Genomic DNA, 19,322 nt, shown 5'->3' with positions numbered 1-19,322 from the left:
CTATGCGCTATATAGCGCATAGCATCTGACCATCGTCCAATACGATGCTGGCATTTGCGCTAATTGATTCGGTATCGAGCATGCGAAGGAAGAACTAGCCACGCTCATGGCCCACATGAACGGCACGCGTGCGCTGCGCATGGACGTTGTCTTCATACGAAGAATTCGCGAAACAAGTTCGCGCGGCGGCGGGCGAGCACGCACATCCGCCGCGATGATAAGGCAAAGAACTTAAGGAAACCTTAGGAAAAGTACGTTGTAGCCTTTGTGACAGTTTATTTAACGGCGCAGTGACAAATGTGTCCTGACGCACAGTATGGAACAACTAGACCACTATCCTCGAAGAGAGAAGTGTATGCAGCGCGCGTTGCGTGAACGTATCGAGCAGCCAGGCACACTCATACGAGGTAATGATGACCGAAGCGAGCGTACCCCTTTGTGTCGACCTGGATGGCACGCTGACGAGCACCGACCTTCTGGTGGAATCGTTCCTCGTGCTGGTAAAGCGAAATCCACTGTATGCGCTCTTTTGCATCGGCTGGCTGTTGCGCGGTAAAGCGCATCTGAAGGCGCAGATTGCGCAGCGCGCCGCCATCGATGTGACGTTGCTCCCTTATAACGCGCGCCTCGTGGAGTTTCTGCGGGAAGAACGCTCAACCGGCAGAGACCTGTATTTATGCACCGCTGCAAACCGCAAGTTCGCCGAGGAGATAGCCTCGTATTTCGGCTTCTTCAAGGGGATTCTGGCGAGCAATGACGCACTCAATCTGTCGGGTGTTCACAAGGCGTCTGCGTTGTCCGAAGAATTTGGTCCGCACGGTTTCGACTATTGCGGCAACGCGCTGTGCGACGTGCCGGTCTGGAAACAGTGTAGACGGGCGATCGTCGTGGGAACACGCCAGATCGCCGAAGCGGCCGAGAGGGTCAATCAGAAGGTGCTCTTCTTCGAGGAGCGGCGGTCGCTAATCGGCCTTACTGTTAGAGAAATGCGCGTTTATCAGTGGGTCAAGAATCTCCTGATTTTCGTGCCGCTGCTCGCATCGCATCGTTTTACCGAAGGGGACACTCTGCAAGCCGAAGGCATTGCATTTTTTTCCTTCTGCTTCTGCGCTTCGTCTGTCTATCTGCTCAATGACATGATGGACCTCGACGCGGACCGCCGCCATGTACACAAGCGCAACCGGCCGTTTGCCTCGGGACAGTTATCTCTAGCTTTCGGCATGTTTCTCGGATGTGCGCTTCTTATCGCCTCTGCGGGTCTTGCTCTGCTGCTGCCTCCCACCTTTCAGTTGGTACTGGCCGGCTACTTCGTGGCCACACTTGCTTATTCACTCAGGCTCAAACGGTTCATGCTTGTCGATGTCTTTGTCCTCGCGGCTCTTTACACCGCGCGCGTAGTGGCCGGCGGCGCCGCGGGGGACATCCTGCTTTCGGACTGGTTGATCATGTTTTCGATTCTGATCTTTCTGAGCCTCGCCATGGTCAAGCGCTATGCCGAACTCGACGCGCTGTTGCGCGAAGCGAAAGTCTGCGCAGCGGGGCGCGGCTACGTCACGCAGGATCTGGGCATTCTGCGTTCATTCGGCGCAGCGTCTGGCTATGTCGCAGTACTGGTTCTCGTGCTGTATATGAATTCATCCGATGTGCGGGTGCTCTATCGACACCCCCACGCACTCTGGTTGCTATTCGGACTGCTGCTCTTCTGGATCAGCCGTGTATGGATGTTGGCCTTTCGCGGCGAGATGCACGATGACCCAATCGTGTTCACCTTCAAGAACCGCCTAAGTCTGCTCGTAGTGTTCCTATGCGTGGCGACGGTGGTAGCGGCAAGTTGACCGTTGAGCATTCAATAGATGCAATTGTTCTTCCTTCTTCTCATCAGCGTGCTCTTGCCATACCTGTGGGCTGGAGCAGGGCCCGTGAGCAAGTTGAAAGCCCGTGCCTTCCTGCAAAGTGCGAGCGCTGCAGCGCGCATCTTCTCGACGTGACCTTCCCGCTCATACAAGTACTTCGCGCAATGTGTTGCGCTCAAGTACTTCGCGCAATGTGTTGCGCTCGGAGACGATGCCCCATGACGGCGATCGTCGGGCTCACGTCGAGTAGAGAGGTTGAAGACAACTTTAAAGCATTCGGCATTTGCGGCCAGAACGGAAATATTCTTGGAATATAACGTGCGCAAGCGCACATTCGAGAGCTGGTTCGGGGCATCCCACGGTGGCAAATGACATAATCTGGGTGTACCGCAGGCAGCAAAGCGACTCGTTGGGCCGGCCTACTCCGCAAGACGGATGGTTACCGTCCTGTCCCACTACGTACCTTATTGTCTACGCGAAAAATGAACAGCTTCGATAAGAGCATCGAGACTTTTTTCAGCGGATTCAATTCATGTGTTCTGTGTAATCATGCGGTGCAAGCCATCGCGGACATGTACACGTTCAAAGGTCTGGTTCTGGTCCCCGTTTTGTGGTGGATATGGTTTCAGTCGTCCGAGCGTCGGCAATGGAGGCGTGAAGTCGTCATTGCGACTACCGTGAGCGGGCTATTGGCTCTTCTCGTTGGAAGACTTCTGGCGCATTTTTTACCGTTCCGCCCGCGCCCGGCGTTTTCGCCCGAGTTGCATCTTCATTTCCCAGTCGTCCCGCAAAGCGAAAGCCTGTTGTCAGCGTGGAGTTCGTTTCCGAGCGATCACGCAATGTTGTGGATGTCGGTTGCGGTAGGCATCTTCATCGTCTCTCGCCGCGTTGGCATTCTTGCGCTTCTTTATGTCGCAATTTTCATTTGCACTCCGCGCGCCTACCTCGGCTTCCATTACCCGACCGACCTGTTGGGAGGAGCCGCGATTGGCATTGTCATTACTTACATCATGACTCGCGATTCCGTGAGAGCGCATTACGCGACGCACATGTTGCGTTGGATCGAGCGCTACCCCGGACCATCGGCCATGCTGGGATTCGTGCTGTGCCTGGAGCTCGTTACCCAGTTCGATGAACTTAGAGCCTTCGCCACTTCCGTCCTCAAAGTCGTCTGATTCGTTTGTTTTTCATACGGTGGACCGAACGCTCAAAACGGGACCGGTTACGCGAACGCTGACCCTTTTGTCTCTCATCTCTCCCGGAACATGCAGGGACGGGGGCAATTCGCTGCGCGAATGAAGAGGCGGGATGAGCGCCGTCCTTTCTCCAAAGGATATCGAAGCGGCAAAACGTCTATACAGTCTGAAAGGGGCTTTGATGACTGCTCGAAACGGAACGGTGCATAGCGGCAGGCCGTTGTATTTGTGGGGTGTCTGGCTGATTGCCACTGTTGTGGCTTCAATGCCGCTCTTCGTGTCGTCGATTCCGCCATTAGGACAGCACTTCTATAACATCGTCAGAGTAGACATTCTGGCGCATCCGGGTTCCTACGCCGGCAACTTCATAGTTCGGTGGGACCCCTTGCCCGATCTTGCGATGGACCTCACTGTCCCCTGGATCGCGCAAGTGATGCCGGTGGAGTGGGCTGCATGGCTCTTTATCGTTGTCGAGCTCTCGTTGCTGAGCTCGGGTTGCCTGATTCTCAGCCGTGCCGTAAATGGCCGCTGGTCGTGGTTCCCGCTGGTCAGTTTCCTGCTTCTCTACAACTGGATCCTGATACGCGGTTACGACAACTTTCTGTTCGGGGTCGGCCTTTGTTTGTGGGCCATAGCCTTGCATGTGGCGCTTCGCCAGTTCACGGTCGCGCGGATCATAGCGTCGTCGTGCAGCGCGCTTGTGATTTACTTTTGTCACCTTTTTCCGTTGGCCGTTTTTGCACTGGTCATAGGAACGTGGGAGCTTGGCTGTCTCGTGCAGGAAGGGAGGTTGCGAAGCCGCTCGCTCTTCAGGCACGCAAGCGCAAGTCTCGTTCCGTTGGTACTTCCCGTGGTATTGCTGGCGCACAGCAGTACCGGGGGACTTCGTGGGTCCGTCGACTTCGGCGTCGTTCATATATTCGCCAAAGTCAGCCGTTGGCTCGATGTCTTCGCAATCGGCAATCCGCCGGCCGACGTCGCAGTACTGGCGAGCCTGGGCCTGACATTAGCCGTCGGCTTTCTAATGAGATGGTGGACGTGTAAGCCTGAGTGCCGGATAACGATAATTGCGCTTCCGCTGGTAGCGCTATTCGCGCCGTTCTCCGCATTTGCTTCTTATGGCGTTGTCGAGCGATGCGCGCTCAGCTTCGCATTCCTGCTGACTGCATTGGTGGATGTGCGCGCGTCGGCACCGCGTCTGCAACGTGCCGGCGCTCTCGCGCTTGCGATTGTTTTCCTGTTTCGCATTGCGACGGTAACTGCCGATTGGCGTGCGGCGAAGCCTGCCATTCAGGAGTACCGCTCTACGTTCGCGTCCTTGAAATCGGGCTCTGTCCTGTTTCAATACAAACAGGATACGACGTACCCGTCCCCAAGGACCGCCCCGCACCGCTGGAACCCGTATCTGGATAAGGTCGTTGCGCTTGCAACGCTCGATCGGGTCCTCGTACCGGATCTCTATCTGAAGGCCGGCCAGCAGCCGGTGCTTTACCGCGCAGAAAACGCCCCATTGAGGAAGTTCCAGGACGATATCGAGAACGGCGATAAAGCATTCCGGGCGAACGACGGTATGTTGCGCGCCTGGGCAGCGGACTTGCAAGACAGATTTCCGGACTTGCAAACCCGGTTTACTGAAGTCTATCTCGCAGTGTTCGATCCTCAACGGCGCCTGTCTGAACCACTAACTGGTTGGCAACTCGTTGCGACGCTACCGGAACATCGGCTTTACCGAATGCTTCCTCGATGACCGCGGTTATGATGCAACCGATCAGCTAGCTGCCTGCAGTGCTTGGGCTGTTCATAGGACGTCGTCTTACACAAGTATCGGTTCCGCCTGCTACGAGTCGGCTCAGCGTCGAACGCAACGGTGATGGTCTCGCAAGTTGTGTCGACGGCTCCGTCGCTCGCGGTGTTCAAATGAATGCGGCCGCTCGTTGTGGCCGAGCGGCCGTACTCATCCCCGGCCTACATGCCGATGCTCGAGCCGCCGCTCGAACTCGTGCCTGTGCTCGATCCCGTGGAGGAACTCGAGGTCGATGCCGGATTCAGGTCGATTCTTCCATAGACGCCGTCCGCTTCGTCATTGGGCCCCGCGGCGAAGAAGAGCGTAGTGGCCGGCTGATTGTTGAGCCCGTTGCCGAACGCGATACCCCACAAGCCCGGCTCGACTATCGCACTGCCATTCGAACTCTTGATGGCACCCATCGACTGACCGCTCGATGCGTTGAATGCGTTGATCTTGCCGTCGCCGAAATTGCCGATCAGCACCGCGCCGCTCAATGAGCCGAAATTGCTCGGCGCTTGCGCGATACCCCATGGCGCATTCAGCGCGCCGCCCGTTGCAAAGTGCTGCTTGAGATTGCCTGCCGTATCGAATACGTCGACCATACCGAGTCCTGCGCCGGCGACGTCGTCATGTTTGTCGGAATCCTGTTGCGCGTAGGTGACGAACAGGTTCGATCCGATCAACTGGATGCCGAACGGCGCAAAGCCGGCAGGAATGGAGGGATCCGTAAAGCCGCCGGGCATGGCGACTTTGGCAAAGTTGGTGTCGAAGACGTCGATCTTGCTGTTATGGAAATCGGTGGCGTAGAGAAAGTTGCTGCCGTTATTCGTCGCTAGCGCGAGGCCCTTGTACACGGCGCCGCCGGTGCCGTCGTCGTACATGACAAACGCATTGGTCGGCCCGACGGCGGGCGCCCATGCGGTGACGGTGCCGCCTTCTCCCACGAAGATAAATGCGGCGAGGCCAGTCTTGCCGTTTCGCGTCACGTTGAAGCTTTGCGTGCCGTTGAATACGATGCCTGTTGGCGCCGCTGTTCCATTCTTGCCATCCGGGATCGTGACGACCAGCGATTGCGGTACGCCGTTGCCGTCATAGAGTGTCGCGACGTTGGTTCCGTTGTCGGCGACCCAGACGAAGCCTTTTGGATTGAAGGCCACGCCCCAGGCATTCTTCAGATTGACGTCGGTGTGCGCTGCTGACACGGCGCCATCCGAGACGAGCGCCGTTGCGGTGAACGACGACTGCGCAGGCGGCGCAGAACTGTTCGAGTTGGAACTGCCGCCGCATGAAACGAGTGTCGCGATAGCCGCGCCGCAGGCTACGACGGTGAACGCTGCGAGTAGAGACTTCATGGCCGCACTCCTTGTTCCGTCCAAAGGTCACAACGCTGAATGAACGAGAAGGCGAACAGGTTTATTCCAGTGGTGGAAACTTATTTGGGTGCTTTCTATGGCTGAACTGGATAGATAAAAGCGGATTGCGAAATTCACGCGCTGTCCCGGCTTCGCCGCGCGGCGATTACATGCGATGTAATTGGCGCCATGAGCGACCGCTTCTACTCTTTGTCTGTCGCGCTTCCATTCCGGTTGCACTCACCGCCAAGGAGATACCATGTCCCGCTATCCCACGTACACGATCGAATCCGCTCCAGCAGAATCAAAGCTCGTGCTCCAGCAATTGCAACAGGCGTTCGGCCTGATTCCGAACATCGCGGCCAGAATGGCTCAATCGCCGGTGCTGATCAACGGTTTCATCGGCCTGTTCGAGCGCGTGCATGCGAGCAGTTTGACCGAGCCGCAGATTCAAACGCTGTTGCTGACCAACGCGGTGACGAATGCAAGCGTTTGGGCCGTTGCATTTCACACGGCGCTAGCGTTGAAAGAAGGCGTGCATGCCGCCGATGTCGACGCGATCCGCCACGGCGTCTTGCCTGATGACCGCGAAGTGGCCGCGCTGTCCGCATTGGCGCGCACGCTGATAGAGAAGCGCGGGCACCTGACAGAATCGGACCAGACACGCTTCGTGGAAGCGGGGTTCAGCGCTGAGCAGATACTCGAGGTCATTGCGGTGGTTGCGGCATCGACGATCACGAACTACACGGGCAGCGTAACGCAGCCTCAACTCGAAGCGCAGTTCGAGGAATTCGTCTGGCATGCGCCTACACGCTGAGTCTTTTTCTATTCTTCACCTTGATTAGGGAAATCCGATGAACGCGAGCAGTCGCGATCCGAAAGTGCCGCAGAGTGAGCTTGGCGACTTGCTGCGCTATTGGCGCGACATGCGTGGCGTGAGTCAACTGGATCTGTCGCTCGAGGCCGGCGTCTCGCAGCGCCAGATCAGCTTTATCGAAAGCGGGCGCAGTGTCCCGGGCCGCGACACGTTGCTGACGCTTGCACAGACGCTCGACGTGCCGCTGCGCGAGCGCAATGCGCTATTGCTCGCGGCCGGCTATGCACCGGTGTATTCGGAAGCGCCCTGGAACGCACAGGAGATGCACGGTGTGATTGCCGCGCTGGAGCGCGTGGTTCGCCAGCATGAGCCCTTCCCGGCGATGGTGATGGATCGCCACTGGAACATTCTCATGACCAACGACGCGGCTCCGCGCTTCTTCGATTGTTTCATCGACATGGCCTCGCGAAAAACTCCACGCAACATGCTGCATCTGATCTTCGACCCGCAGGGCATGCGTCCATTCGTGGCCGATTGGGACACGGTCTCGCGAAGCCTGCTGCAACGGGTGTATCGGGAGTCGATCGGTCACGTCGTCGATGCCGGCACGAGGCGTCTGCTCGACGAACTGCTCGCCTATCCCGATGTGCCGCGCGACTGGAAGACGCATCATGCGCCGTCCGCCGTGCCCACGATGCCCGTCATTCCGATAGGTTTCGTCAGTGGGGACGTGGTCCTTCGATATTTCTCGATGGTCACGACCGTTGGTGCACCGCAGAACGTTAGCGCACAGGAGATACGCCTGGAATGCATGTTCCCTGCCGATGACGAAACCGAAGCGCGCCACCGGCAGTTGCTCGCCGGGCATTCAGAACGTTGCTGAACCGCTATTCGATGGACATGGCCAAACGCGCCGTCTAGCGTGCTGCCGCGCTGGCGTTGCGCGTCGGCAAACATGGAGCGGCCGTTTGTTCAGCGGCTAATAGAACAGCCATACCACCGCAGTGCTCCGGGCAGCACACTTGCCCGAGAGCCTTAACGGTTCGCGGGCGGTTTTTACTCTGCACTGCACATTCATCGCATCGGCAATGAGCCGTATGCGAGGAGAGGTGAGCGAGATTTCAGATAGACGCGGGGCCAATGGACCAATATTCCCATGACGAGGGAACGGTGCTTGCGGACCGCACGCAACGCGACGTCCCGCCTGTGCGGGACGCGAGTCACGACCAACTCAGCCGCAGTTAAGCCTCAAGTCAAACCTCAGGCTTTCCGCCGATGGTGTTGCCTTGTTGCCAGGCGCGCTTACCTTCCTCGGACAACTCTCCGCTGCTGTGCGACGCGTCCGGCTTTGTACCTTCTACAGCCATTTTGCCGCCCGGCTGTTCCTGGGCGGGGACGCGTTCGCCCTTGCGCGCTGCGGCGCGATCGTCCTGAGTGCGGCCTGCGTAAGTTTCTGTTGCCATTTCAACCTCCGAAAAGAAGAGAACCATCATTGGCTTTGCGATGAAAGCGCGAGCTTCGTCCATGGACGCGCTGGTTTGCATCGAAGCACACCAGTCTGACTGCGCGCATTGCTCGTGCCAGATGCGGCGCTCGCAGCGAATCAAAGGCGTTCCATTCGGCCTGTGAGGAAATCGTCACACAATTTTCTCTCCGTGTATGATTCCGGCGTCGAAAGCTATTGCGGGCCGGTTCTATGCACTGCGGGTGAGAGCTGGGTCTTCGCCACCGTCGCGTCGCGCTCGCATTGAAGGCACTCGGCTAGCGGGGCAGTGGCAGATTCCTGTTCGCTCTGTCGACTGGCGTCGGGGCATGAGACCGTCGACAGGTGACCAAGCAACGCGTTCGAATTGCACGCTGATGCAGTCGCTGGCAGACCAACGCGCAGGCGAACATCCATGCCGGTGTCCGAGCACGGCAACCTGGAGACTGCCGCAGATGCCGCTTGTGAATACATAAAGCCGTATGGGAAAGGGCTTTGACGAAGAAATGCCCGCGTGACAGCCTCATCGCGGATGACGAAGGAAAAACCCTCAATGCTCGCAGAACAACGTCACCAATACATCCTGGCGCAAGTCGCCAAAACCGGCGCGCTCTCAGTCGCCGAGCTGGTACGCGAACTGAACGTGTCGCGCGAGACCATTCGCCGTGACCTCAACGCGCTCGCCGGGCGCGGCCTGCTCGTCACCACACACGGCGGCGCGCTCTCCAGCGACCGGCGCGAGCCCGACCTGGATACGCGCGAAGCGGCAAATGCCGGCGCGAAGCGCGCGATCGGCGAGCGTGCGGCCGAGTTCGTGCCCGACGGCGCGTCGCTGATCGTCGACTCCGGCAGCACGACTCAGGCGGTCGCGCGAGCCTTGCTCGACCGGCACCGGCTGTCGGTCTATACGAACGACTGGCGCATCGCGTTGCTGCTCGGACGGCGCAACGACAATCGCGTCACGCTATTGGGCGGCGAGCTGTCCGATATCGAAGACGCCACGTTCGGGCTCGACACGGTCCACCAGCTCACGCAATATCACGCGGACTTCGCGTTCATCGGCGCGGGCGGCATCTCGCCTGACGGCTATCTCACCGACTACAGCCGCATGGCCGCCGAGGTGCGCAGCCGCATGATCGCCGCCGCCGACACGGTAGTGGTCGTCGCCGACCATTCGAAGTTCGGCCGTGTCACGCCGGTGCGGATCAACGGCATCGAGTCGGCGCGTTATCTCGTGACCGAACTGGCACCCGAGCGCGCGATCGGCAAGGCGATTACGGCCCATGGCCCGGAAATCGTGATTGCTTGAGTCGGCGTGCAAGACCAGTGCGTGCGGCACGGCGACGGGGAGCGACACGCGTCGCGCCACACGTGCTGCCAGCACAGCACAGCGCAGTTCGGCGTGATTCGATTCACGGTCAGCAGCCATGCATCGGCGGCTGCGCTCAACCTCTTCATGCAACCTCTTCCGCTACCGCGTTCGGCTTGGCTATTATTGGCGAATTGTGTCAATTTTTGGAATTCGACAGAATAGTCATTGCGTTGTCATCGAAACCTGTGATCCTTGCCGTGCCCATACAGGCATGGCAGGCAGCGCGAACGTGGTGGACAGGCTGTAAGTCTCGCTTGGGAAGACGCCGCGCAGTTGTCGGCAATCTGCAATCGGTTGGCCGCACCGGGGTCGGCTGCGGCAACATGCAATAAGTCACGCAAGCATCACGTAAGCAACACGCACGCAAGCAGCAATAAAGCGCAAACGGCGCGCACCACGCGCCGTTCAATCACAACAGGTATCGGGTTTTCCCTACCGTCCGGTTTTTTGCCTTTCGGAGAAAGCGACATGACAAAGACAAACTCCCCTCAGGCCACGGGCCTCGCACGCAAACTTCTGCCGGCGCTGGTCGCCGCCGCGATGTTCGGCGGCGTGGCCGTGCAGGCCCATGCTGCCGATGCGGTGGTGCTGTACACCGCCGACGGCCTGGAAAATCTTTATAAAGACGTGCTGCCGGCCTTCGAAAAGAAAGAGGGCGTGAAAGTCAACGTCGTCACGGCGGGCAGTGGGGAAGTCGTGAACCGCGCGACCATCGAGAAAGACCAGCCGAAGGCGGACGTGATCGTCACGCTGCCGCCGTTCATTCAGCAGGCGGATCAGAGCGGTCTGCTTCAGGCATACCAGAGCGCGAACTACAAGAACGTGCCGGCGATCGCCAAAGCGCCGAACGGCTCGTGGGCGACCTTCGTGAACAACTATTTCTCGTTCGCGATCAACCCGGAAGTCACGAAAAACCAGCCGAAAACTTTTGCCGATTTGCTGCATCCGGACTACAGCGGCAAGATCGCCTACTCGAACCCGGCGACGGCGGGCGACGGCATGGCCGTGATCATTCTGACGTCGTCGCTGATGGGTGAGGACAAGGCATTCGACTATCTGAAGAAGCTGGAACAAAGCGCCAAGTTCCACACCAAGGGCACGGGTTACCTCGACGTTCTGCTCTCGCGCAACGAAATCGCGTTCGCGAACGGCGATCTGCAGATGGATCTGGACGACGCGGCCAACGGCGGCCTGTCGCTCAAGCCTGTGTTCCTCGCGGCTGCACCGGGCGAGCAACCGACCACGTTCCAGTTGCCGTATGCAATTGGCCTCATCAAGAACGGTCCGAACCAGGCGCAAGGCAAGAAGCTGATTGACTATCTGATGTCGACGGAAGTGCAGGCCAAGGTGCCGGACATCTTCGGCATTCCGGGCCGTACCGACGTGCCGCTCGCCGGCAAGAACGGCGAGACGGTCAAGCAGGCGATTGCGGGCGTGAAGCTGATTCCGGTGGACTGGAACCACGTAATGACGAAGAAAGCCGACTGGACCGCCCGCTGGAAGAGCGACGTGATCGGCTCGTCGGGCAAGCAGATCGAAGTGGTCAAGCCGAAGTAAGCCGCTTTTCGGTCCCGCTTTTCAGTCTCGCTTCTCAGTCGAAGCACGCAGCGCTCTCGCGATCGGTGTGGATCGCCGGCGCGCTGCCTGAGCATCAATCTTGTTGGAGGATGAATCCGGTGAATACGGCCAGTCTTGCTCGGCGAGGCGCGCTCGACGCCTCACTGGACGCGCTCGGCGCCGCGCGTTCGGACGCGCCTGGCGGCGTGCAGATCGACCATCTGACGGTGCGCTTCGGCTCGCGCACCGTGCTCGACGATCTGTCGCTGACGATACAGCGCGGCGAACTGCTCACCGTGCTCGGCCGCAGTGGCTGCGGCAAGACTACGCTGCTGCGGTTCATCGCCGGGTTCATCGAGGCAGACGGGCTGTCCGGCACGCTCACCGTCGCGGGCCACGATCTCACGCACGTGCCGCCGCATAAGCGCAACCTCGGTCTGCTGTTCCAGAGCTACGCGCTGTTTCCGCATCTGTCGGTCTTTGAAAACGTCGCGTTCGGCTTGCGCGCGCGGCGCATATCGGCGAAGGACATCGCGCGACGCGTGGCCGAGGTGCTGAAGCTCGTGCAACTCGGCGACGCAGGGCACGTGATGCCCGCGCAGCTTTCCGGCGGCATGCAGCAGCGCGTGGCATTGGCGCGCGCGCTCGTGATCGAGCCGGACGTGCTGTTGCTCGACGAGCCGCTTTCCGCGCTCGATGCCAATCTGCGCGCGTCGGTGCGCTCCGAACTGAAGGCGCTGCATGAACGCCTGCCGAATCTGACGATTGTCTGCGTGACGCACGACCAGGATGACGCGCTGGTGCTGTCGGACCGGACGCTGCTGATGCGCGACGGCCGCATCGCGCAGCTTGGCACGCCGCAACAGTTGTACGACGCGCCAAACGACGGGTTTGTCGCGCGTTATCTCGGCACGGCGAATCTGCTGCCGCCGCAGGTCGCTTTCGGCATGGACGACGCGCGCTACAACGAACGCGAGCGTGTCGCCTGTCTGCGGCCGGAAGCGCTGCGCATCGTGCCGCTCGGAGAAGGGCAGTTGCATGGCGCGATAACGTCGGTCGAATGGTACGGCTCAGTGTTGTCGGTGTCGGTCGCGCTCGACGCGATGCCGAACGAACCGCTGCTCGTCACCATGCAGCGCGGCCACGGCATGATGCCGGAGAAAGGCGCGCGCGTTTCCTTGCGTTACGAGGCTGACGATGTCGTCCTTATCCACCCCTGAGGCGTCCAATCCGCTTTCCGCCTCGGAGGCAGCCGACGCCCGCCGCAGCGCGAGCGCCGCTTTGCATCGGGCCGCGGTAAAGCGCCGCGAGCGCGCAGCGCAATGGCATCTGCTGTTCATCGCGGTGGTCGTGCTCGGACCGCTTGTCATCTACCCGCTCGTGCGCCTCGTGCTGCTGAGCCTGAGCGGGCCCCATGGCATCGGTCTACAGGCGTATGCGGCGTTCTTCGGCAATCCGGAGACGCGCGGCGTGATCGGCACGACGCTGTGGATTCTGTTCGCCAGCGCCGGACTCGCGTCGCTGCTCGGTGTCGCACTGGCGTCGTTACTGTTTTTCAAGCCATTTCCGGGCGCGCGGATGGTCACGCGTTTTCTCGAACTGTTCGTCGCGTTCCCGTCGTTTCTGGTCGCCTTCACGCTGATTTTTCTGTACGGCTCGCAGGGCTCGGTCAGCATCGGCTTGCAGAGGCTCTTTCACTTAGAGGCTCCGCCGCTCGATTTTCTGTTCGGCGTGGGCGGCGTGATTCTCGCCGAGGTCGTGTTCTACGCGCCGTTCGTCGTGCGACCCACTCTGGCTTCGTTCGCCACGCTCGACATGCGTCTGATCGAAGCCGCCAGAAGTCTTGGCGCAAGCGGCTGGATGGTCGCGTTCAAGGTAATCGTGCCGCTTGCGTGGCCGGGTATCGCTGCGGGCACGATCCTGTGCTTTCTGCTGACGCTCAACGAATTCGGCATTCTGCTCGTGCTCGGCAGCGCGCATCTGATCACCTTGCCCGTCGCCATTTACAGTTCGGCCACCGTCGACCTCGATCTGCCGACGGCGGCAGCCGGCGCGGTCGTCATGCTGATCATGTCCTTGTCGCTGTACGCGTTGTACCGCCAGGTCAATCGTCGCAAGGTAAAAGGAGCGGGCCATGGCCGTTGAACTCGACCCGACCGTGCTGCCGGTCATGCACAAGAAGGCGCGCCCGGTGCGCCGGAGTTTCGTCGTGCGGATGCTCGGCGGGCTGTTTCTCGGTTTTGCCGCGCTGTTGTGCTTCTGGCTTTTCGTGTTGCCGGTGATCGTGGTCGGCTTGTCGAGCGTGGCTGCGCACTGGTCCGGCACGATCCTGCCGGCCGGCTTCAGCACCCGTTGGTTCGAGCGGCTCGGGTCGAGCGACTTCGACGCGCTCACGACGAGCCTCGAGATCGGCATGGGCGTCGCCGTCCTCGGCACGATTCTCGGGCTATGGCTTGCGCTCGCGCTCGAAGGACGCGACCGGCGCGGGCTCGGCGCGTTCGTCGACACCATTGCGATGATGCCCAACGGCGTGCCGAGCGTGGTGCTCGGGCTCGCGGTACTGATCGCCTATCACAAGCGGCCGGTGGACCTGTCGAGTTCCGCGGCGATCGTCGTGTTCGTCCAGCTCGCGCTCGTGCTGCCGTTCTGCTACCGGTGCGCGGCGGCGGCGTTGCGCCCTGAACTGACGATTCTGCGCGAAGCCGCCGCGAGCCTCGGCGCGCCTCCGTCGATGGTGCTGCGCCGCGTCGTGCTGCCGCAACTCGTGCCGGCGATCCGCGCGAGTCTTGCGCTCGGCTTCGCGTTGTCGCTCGGCGAGCTGGGCGCGACGCTCACCGTGTATCCGCCCGGTTTTGCGACGGTGCCGATCGTCGTGGTCGGCCAGGTCGAGCGCGGTTACTACCTGCCGGCGTCCGCGCTGTCGCTGATTCTGCTGCTCGTTTCGCTCGCCGCGCTGCTGCTGATTGCGGCCCGCGTGCCGCGTCGTCGGATCGACTGAACCGGCGTTTCCTCGTTTCCCTGGTTGCGCGTCGTGCGGCGCGTAGACATTCCGCAAACTTTGGATGTGGCGAAATTTGTCAAAATGACCGAATATATGCAAACTGCTTCTGTCGATCCGATTGAGGTTGTGCGCAGGCATTCGCTCACGACACTGGTTCGCGACGAAATCGAAAGGCACATCGTCCAGGGCGAACTGGCGCCGGGCGCCAAACTCAACGAAGCGGACTGGGCGGCGCGCCTGCAGGTGTCGCGCGGGCCGGTTCGCGAGGCGTTCCGCGCGCTCGAGCAGGCCGGGCTCGTGCGCACCGAGAAGAATCGCGGCGTGTTCGTGCGTACGGTGTCGCTCGCCGAAGCCGATGAGATTTACGCGGTGCGCGCGGTGCTCGAAGAGGCGGCGTGCCGGATGCTGGCCGCGAACATCGACGCGAGTCAGTTGGCGGTGCTCCGCGATTGGCTCGACGCCATGCGCGCGGCGCTGGATGCGCAAGATCACGATGCGTACGCGCGGGCCAACGTCGCGTTTCATGACGCGATCGTGGCGGCGGCGGGCAATCTGAAGTTGTACGAGACGTATCGAAGGCTGGTGAGCGAGTTGAGTCTTTTCCGGCGTGCGGCGCTGGTGGTGCACGCGGATGCGATGGAGCGCTCGCTTGCGGAACATCGCGCGATTCTGACCGCGCTGGCTTCGCGCGACGCCGCGCATGCCGCGGCGCTGATGCACGCGCACGTGAACGGCGGCTTGCAGCGCGCGCATGCGGCGTGCGAGGGAGGCGGCGTGGCGGCTGGGCCGTTGGGAACGGCGCGCAGTGCGCCGGCTTCGGACGACTGAAGCGATCGCGTCGTCGTAACGCATTGGCTTGAGCACGCGTGCGTGGCACGCAGGGACGGGAACGATGGCAAGCGCAAACGAAAACGCGAAACAACGCACGATCGAAGTCAACGGCCGCGGCTACCGGCTGCCTCTGGAGCCGACGGTTGTGATCTGCGTCGACGGCTGCGAGTTCGATTATCTGGAAGCCGCGGTCGCGGCCGGCGTTGCGCCGTTCATCGGCAAGATGCTCAAGGGCGGTGCGGCCTTCAAGGGCGATTGCGTGATTCCTTCGTTCACCAACCCGAACAATCTGTCGATCGTCTGCGGCGTGCCGCCGTCGGTGCACGGCATCTGCGGGAATTACTTCTGGGACCCGGACGCGAACGGCGGCGCGGGCGCGGAAGTGATGATGAACGATCCAGCCTATCTGCGGGCCGGCACTTTGCTGGCAGCGGCAGCAGAGGCGGGCGCGCGCGTCGCGGTCGTCACCGCTAAAGACAAGTTGCGCCGGCTGTTGGGCTGGCAGTTGAACGGCATCTGCTTTTCCGCGGAAAAAGCGGACACCGTGACGCGCGAGGAAAACGGCATCGACGAAGTACTCGATCTGGTCGGCTTGCCGCTGCCCGACGTGTACAGCGCGGGGCTTTCGGAGTTCGTGTTCGCCGCCGGCGTGCGGCTCGCGCAGACGCGCAAGCTCGACCTGATGTATCTGTCCACGACCGATTACATACAGCACAAATGGGCGCCGGGCACCGAAGGCGCGAACGCGTTCTACGCGATGATGGACGGCTATCTGGCGAAGCTCGACGCGCTCGGCTGGGTGATCGGGCTCACCGCCGATCACGGCATGAACGCGAAGCACGATCCGCAAAGCGGCGAGCCGAACGTGATCTATCTGCAAGACGTGCTCGACGAATGGCTCGGCGCGCGCAGGGCGCGCGTGATCTTGCCGATCACGGATCCGTATGTGGTGCATCACGGCGCGCTCGGTTCGTTCGCGACAGTCTATTTGCCACGCGAGGTCGGTGCCGCGCAGGTGATCGAGCGGATTCGCGGGCTGCAGGGCGTCGAAGTCGCGCTCGATAACCACACGGCGTGTGAGCGCTTCGAGCTGCCGAATGACCGCGTCGGCGATATCGTCGTGATCGGTACGAAGCATGTGGTGCTCGGTACTCGCCGCGACGAACATGACCTGTCGGGGCTCACGGTGCCGTTGCGCTCGCATGGCGGCTTGTCCGAGCAGGAAGTGCCGCTCCTTTTCAACCGGCGTATCGACGGATTGCCGGGCGTGGAGAGCGGAAAGAGGCTGCGCAATTTCGATATCTTCGACGTCGTGTTGAACCGCGTGTCGGCATCATGAACGCGACGCTGCGGGACCATCCGGCGTTCCGGACGGAAGCGCTGCGGCTCAAAGGCGAACGCGCTGCGCGGCCACGCACGCTCGATGTAGTCGACCCGTATACGGGCACGCGCGTGGGCACGGTCGCGCTGGCGAGCGTGGACGATGTGCGCGCCGCATTCGAATACGCCGGCGCTTATCAGGCGAAGCTCACGCGTTATGAGCGCTCGCAGATTCTCGAACGCGCGGCCACGTTGTTGCGTGACAGGACCGAAGAGGCGTCGGACATGATCTCGCTCGAATCGGGGTTGTCCAAGCAGGACTCGCGCTATGAAATCGGCCGCGTGGCTGATGTGTTCAAGTTTGCGGCAATCGAAGCATTGCGCGACGACGGGCAGAGTTTCTCGTGCGATCTGACGCCGCATGGCAAGCGGCGGCGCGTGTTTTCGCAGCGCGAGCCGCTTGCGGGCGTGATCGTCGCGATCACCCCGTTCAACCATCCGATGAACCAGGTCGCGCATAAGGTCGCGCCGGCAATCGCGACGAATAATCGCGTGGTGCTGAAGCCGTCCGAGAAAGTGCCGTTGTCTGCGCTTTATCTCGCCGACATTCTGTACGAAGCCGGCTTGCCCGCGCCGATGCTGCAAGTGCTGACAGGCGACCCGCGCGAAATCGCCGATGAACTGATCACGCATCCGTTGGCTGAACTCGTCACGTTCACGGGCGGCGTGGCGATCGGCAAGTACATCGCGGCAAAGGCGGCGTACCGTCGCGTTGTGCTCGAGCTAGGCGGCAACGATCCGCTGATCGTGCTCGAGGACGCCGATCTCGAGCGCGCAGCGACGCTCGCGGTGCACGGCTCGTACAAGAACTCCGGACAGCGCTGCACGGCGGTCAAGCGGATGCTCGTGCAAAAGCGTGTGGCGGCGGACTTCACCGATCTGGTCGTCGAGAAGACGCGGGCCTGGACTTTCGGCGATCCATTCGATGCGGCCAACCAGATGGGCACGGTCATCGACGTCGCCGCGGCGCAGCTATTCGAGGCGCGGGTGAATGAGGCGATTGCCGGCGGCGCGCGGTTACGTATTGGCAATCGACGCAATGGCGCGCTGTATTCCCCTACGGTGCTCGACGGCGTGGAGCCGGGCATGACCCTTGTGCGCGAAGAAACCTTTGGGCCTGTGTCGCCGATCATCAGCTTCGACACGCTCGACGACGCGATACGTATCAGCAACGGCACATGCTTCGGATTGTCTTCGGGTGTATGCACGAACCGCCAGGACGCGATCACGCGCTTCATCAACGAACTGCGAGTGGGGACGGTCAACGTGTGGGAGGTGCCGGGTTATCGGACAGAGCTGACGCCGTTTGGCGGCATCAAGGACTCGGGGCTCGGCTACAAGGAAGGCGTTCAGGAAGCGATGAAGAGCTTCACCAACCTCAAGACTTTTTCGTTACCGTGGGAGTAATAGCGTGGCATTGAGTGTGACGGACATCTGTTCGCTGTTCGAGCAGTACGGTGACATCGCCTATAGCGGCGAACCGGTGACGCAGCTCCAGCACGCATTGCAGAGCGGTGCGCTGGCCGAAGAAGCGGGCGCAGGTGACGAACTCGTCGCGGCGGCGTTTTTGCACGATCTCGGGCATCTGCTCAATCTCCAGGGCGCGACGCCGACGGAGCGGGGCATCGACGATCTGCACCAGTACTTTGCGTTGCCGTTCTTGCGGGCAGTTTTGCCGGATGCGGTGTTGGAGCCGATCCGTTTGCACGTCGATGCAAAGCGCTGCCTCTGCGCAATCGACGACGGGTATTTCGATCAGCTTTCCGCCGATTCGGTGCGGAGCCTGGATCTGCAAGGCGGCATCTTCAGCAGCGAGGAAGCGGAGAGGTTTCTGCAGAAGCCGTACGCGCAGGACGCGCTGCGGCTGCGCAAGTGGGACGACCGCGCGAAAGAAGAACACCGCGTAACGCCCGGTCTGGATCACTACCTCGATGTGGTAGAGCGCGTGATGAGTAAGAGCGTGATTGTCTGACCAGGATGGTGTAGTTTTAGTCGGTCCTCGTCGTTGCCTTCGCGCTACTTCCTGCGCAATTTCCGTGTGTCAAAATAACGCTTGCAAGGCGCTGCCCGGCTCGCTAGAATCTCGCTCTTTCGTGCTCCGGACGCCGGGGCACGGGAAGCGGGAGAGCCAGCAGTGGCAAGGCTTCCAGCGGTCGCAGCAGGTTCAGGCAGTAGCAAAAACCTGTTGACGGCGCGGCCGGAGTTCTTCATAATCTCGTTTCTCTGCTGCTGATGCAGCGACGCAGAACGAAGCGGTGCCGGGTAGTGGTGGTAAGGGCAGCGCAGGGTGAAGCGGACCGATCTTTAAAAACTAACAGCCGATAAGTGTGGGCGCTTGATGCGCGACGCGAGTGGATCTCCGGATTCACGCAAAGCGAAAGTATCAAGTCTCACACAGTAATGAAAGGAAGGTTTGGCCGTTGAAAGATGGTTGAACACTTCGTCAGTACGTTGAGTGAGCGACCGGGTTCGAAAGAGCCCGAAAACAGTAACAGGTTTGAACTGAAGAGTTTGATCCTGGCTCAGATTGAACGCTGGCGGCATGCCTTACACATGCAAGTCGAACGGCAGCACGGGAGCAATCCTGGTGGCGAGTGGCGAACGGGTGAGTAATACATCGGAACGTGTCCTGTAGTGGGGGATAGCCCGGCGAAAGCCGGATTAATACCGCATACGCTCTACGGAGGAAAGGGG

The 19,322-nt window shown here is 60.8% G+C and carries 16 protein-coding genes and 1 rRNA gene; 15 read left to right on the top strand and 2 right to left on the bottom strand.

The genetic code is table 11. The annotated features are described in order from the left end of the window. The first annotated feature begins 413 nt into the window (after nucleotides 1-413). From JMY24_RS09910 to JMY24_RS09900, 3 genes are all read left to right on the top strand, one after another. On the top strand, nucleotides 414-1,835 hold the full coding sequence (locus JMY24_RS09910) for a UbiA family prenyltransferase (protein ID WP_128596607.1): 1,422 nt from the start codon (nucleotides 414-416) through the stop codon (nucleotides 1,833-1,835). A 500-nt stretch (nucleotides 1,836-2,335) separates the two neighbouring features. Beyond that, nucleotides 2,336-3,028 (top strand): phosphatase PAP2 family protein, encoded by a 693-nt coding sequence (locus tag JMY24_RS09905; protein WP_201701963.1) that lies wholly within the window; start codon nucleotides 2,336-2,338, stop codon nucleotides 3,026-3,028. A 133-nt stretch (nucleotides 3,029-3,161) separates the two neighbouring features. Next, entirely contained in the window at nucleotides 3,162-4,796 is a 1,635-nt protein-coding gene (locus tag JMY24_RS09900; protein ID WP_236597368.1) for a hypothetical protein, read from the top strand. Between the two features lie 218 nt (nucleotides 4,797-5,014). Here the strand turns inward: JMY24_RS09900 and JMY24_RS09895 are convergent, their stop codons facing one another. Further along, nucleotides 5,015-6,187, bottom strand: coding sequence for a TIGR03118 family protein (locus tag JMY24_RS09895; protein WP_128596609.1), 1,173 nt, complete (start codon nucleotides 6,185-6,187; stop codon nucleotides 5,015-5,017). A gap of 259 nt (nucleotides 6,188-6,446) precedes the next feature. Here JMY24_RS09895 and JMY24_RS09890 point away from each other — a divergent pair, with 259 nt between their 5' ends. Both JMY24_RS09890 and JMY24_RS09885 read left to right on the top strand, forming a co-directional pair. Beyond that, on the top strand, nucleotides 6,447-7,004 hold the full coding sequence (locus JMY24_RS09890; RefSeq protein ID WP_128596610.1) for a carboxymuconolactone decarboxylase family protein: 558 nt from the start codon (nucleotides 6,447-6,449) through the stop codon (nucleotides 7,002-7,004). A gap of 37 nt (nucleotides 7,005-7,041) precedes the next feature. Next, nucleotides 7,042-7,887 (top strand): helix-turn-helix domain-containing protein, encoded by an 846-nt coding sequence (locus JMY24_RS09885; RefSeq protein WP_128596611.1) that lies wholly within the window; start codon nucleotides 7,042-7,044, stop codon nucleotides 7,885-7,887. Nucleotides 7,888-8,257: 370 nt separating this feature from the next. Here the strand turns inward: JMY24_RS09885 and JMY24_RS09880 are convergent, their stop codons facing one another. Continuing rightward, entirely contained in the window at nucleotides 8,258-8,530 is a 273-nt protein-coding gene (locus JMY24_RS09880) for a hypothetical protein (protein ID WP_413231240.1), read from the bottom strand. 510 nt (nucleotides 8,531-9,040) lie between these two features. On the opposite strand from JMY24_RS09880, the gene JMY24_RS09875 reads away from it, so the two are divergent. The 10 genes from JMY24_RS09875 to JMY24_RS09830 all read left to right on the top strand — a co-directional run. Then, nucleotides 9,041-9,796: a DeoR/GlpR family DNA-binding transcription regulator gene (locus JMY24_RS09875; RefSeq protein WP_027779716.1), complete on the top strand. Its 756-nt coding sequence runs from the start codon at nucleotides 9,041-9,043 to the stop codon at nucleotides 9,794-9,796. Between the two features lie 531 nt (nucleotides 9,797-10,327). Next, nucleotides 10,328-11,416: a 2-aminoethylphosphonate ABC transporter substrate-binding protein gene (gene phnS, locus JMY24_RS09870; RefSeq protein ID WP_128586311.1), complete on the top strand. Its 1,089-nt coding sequence runs from the start codon at nucleotides 10,328-10,330 to the stop codon at nucleotides 11,414-11,416. Between the two features lie 119 nt (nucleotides 11,417-11,535). Continuing rightward, complete coding sequence (gene phnT, locus JMY24_RS09865; protein ID WP_128596613.1) at nucleotides 11,536-12,636, top strand: 2-aminoethylphosphonate ABC transport system ATP-binding subunit PhnT; 1,101 nt, start codon at nucleotides 11,536-11,538, stop codon at nucleotides 12,634-12,636. Next, nucleotides 12,614-13,561, top strand: coding sequence for a 2-aminoethylphosphonate ABC transporter permease subunit (gene phnU, locus JMY24_RS09860; RefSeq protein WP_128586313.1), 948 nt, complete (start codon nucleotides 12,614-12,616; stop codon nucleotides 13,559-13,561). Before phnT ends, phnU begins: the two co-directional genes overlap by 23 nt. Next, the gene (phnV, locus tag JMY24_RS09855; RefSeq protein WP_201701960.1) at nucleotides 13,551-14,414 is read left to right on the top strand and encodes a 2-aminoethylphosphonate ABC transport system, membrane component PhnV; all 864 of its coding nucleotides are present in this window, start codon (nucleotides 13,551-13,553) and stop codon (nucleotides 14,412-14,414) included. The genes phnU and phnV overlap by 11 nt, the downstream gene beginning before the upstream one ends. A gap of 84 nt (nucleotides 14,415-14,498) precedes the next feature. After that, nucleotides 14,499-15,245 carry a phosphonate utilization associated transcriptional regulator gene (locus JMY24_RS09850; protein ID WP_201701958.1) on the top strand — a complete coding sequence of 249 codons (747 nt, stop codon included), beginning with the start codon at nucleotides 14,499-14,501 and terminating at the stop codon, nucleotides 15,243-15,245. A 64-nt stretch (nucleotides 15,246-15,309) separates the two neighbouring features. Continuing rightward, nucleotides 15,310-16,587 carry a phosphonoacetate hydrolase gene (gene phnA, locus JMY24_RS09845; protein WP_128596615.1) on the top strand — a complete coding sequence of 426 codons (1,278 nt, stop codon included), beginning with the start codon at nucleotides 15,310-15,312 and terminating at the stop codon, nucleotides 16,585-16,587. Continuing rightward, nucleotides 16,584-18,035 (top strand): phosphonoacetaldehyde dehydrogenase, encoded by a 1,452-nt coding sequence (phnY, locus tag JMY24_RS09840; protein WP_128596616.1) that lies wholly within the window; start codon nucleotides 16,584-16,586, stop codon nucleotides 18,033-18,035. Before phnA ends, phnY begins: the two co-directional genes overlap by 4 nt. 4 nt (nucleotides 18,036-18,039) lie before the next feature. Further along, nucleotides 18,040-18,600 carry a phosphonate degradation HD-domain oxygenase gene (locus tag JMY24_RS09835; RefSeq protein WP_128596617.1) on the top strand — a complete coding sequence of 187 codons (561 nt, stop codon included), beginning with the start codon at nucleotides 18,040-18,042 and terminating at the stop codon, nucleotides 18,598-18,600. A 527-nt stretch (nucleotides 18,601-19,127) separates the two neighbouring features. After that, nucleotides 19,128-19,322: ribosomal RNA gene (locus JMY24_RS09830) — 16S ribosomal RNA — on the top strand; the annotation flags it as partial.

Origin of the sequence: Paraburkholderia kirstenboschensis, from assembly GCF_904848585.1 — a bacterium.
GTDB classification, from domain to species: domain Bacteria; phylum Pseudomonadota; class Gammaproteobacteria; order Burkholderiales; family Burkholderiaceae; genus Paraburkholderia; species Paraburkholderia kirstenboschensis.
Note: the sequence above shows the minus strand (reverse complement) of the source record. Positions and strands in the feature narration are given on the sequence as shown.

Coding starts and splice junctions, on each gene's coding strand:
- JMY24_RS09910 (WP_128596607.1), top strand. CDS start 414: ATGACCGAAGCGAGCGTACCCCTTTGTGTCGACCTGGATGGCACGCTG.
- JMY24_RS09905 (WP_201701963.1), top strand. CDS start 2,336: ATGAACAGCTTCGATAAGAGCATCGAGACTTTTTTCAGCGGATTCAAT.
- JMY24_RS09900 (WP_236597368.1), top strand. CDS start 3,162: ATGAGCGCCGTCCTTTCTCCAAAGGATATCGAAGCGGCAAAACGTCTA.
- JMY24_RS09895 (WP_128596609.1), bottom strand. CDS start 6,187: ATGAAGTCTCTACTCGCAGCGTTCACCGTCGTAGCCTGCGGCGCGGCT.
- JMY24_RS09890 (WP_128596610.1), top strand. CDS start 6,447: ATGTCCCGCTATCCCACGTACACGATCGAATCCGCTCCAGCAGAATCA.
- JMY24_RS09885 (WP_128596611.1), top strand. CDS start 7,042: ATGAACGCGAGCAGTCGCGATCCGAAAGTGCCGCAGAGTGAGCTTGGC.
- JMY24_RS09880 (WP_413231240.1), bottom strand. CDS start 8,530: ATGGACGAAGCTCGCGCTTTCATCGCAAAGCCAATGATGGTTCTCTTC.
- JMY24_RS09875 (WP_027779716.1), top strand. CDS start 9,041: ATGCTCGCAGAACAACGTCACCAATACATCCTGGCGCAAGTCGCCAAA.
- phnS (WP_128586311.1), top strand. CDS start 10,328: ATGACAAAGACAAACTCCCCTCAGGCCACGGGCCTCGCACGCAAACTT.
- phnU (WP_128586313.1), top strand. CDS start 12,614: ATGTCGTCCTTATCCACCCCTGAGGCGTCCAATCCGCTTTCCGCCTCG.
- phnV (WP_201701960.1), top strand. CDS start 13,551: ATGGCCGTTGAACTCGACCCGACCGTGCTGCCGGTCATGCACAAGAAG.
- JMY24_RS09850 (WP_201701958.1), top strand. CDS start 14,499: ATGACCGAATATATGCAAACTGCTTCTGTCGATCCGATTGAGGTTGTG.
- phnA (WP_128596615.1), top strand. CDS start 15,310: ATGGCAAGCGCAAACGAAAACGCGAAACAACGCACGATCGAAGTCAAC.
- phnY (WP_128596616.1), top strand. CDS start 16,584: ATGAACGCGACGCTGCGGGACCATCCGGCGTTCCGGACGGAAGCGCTG.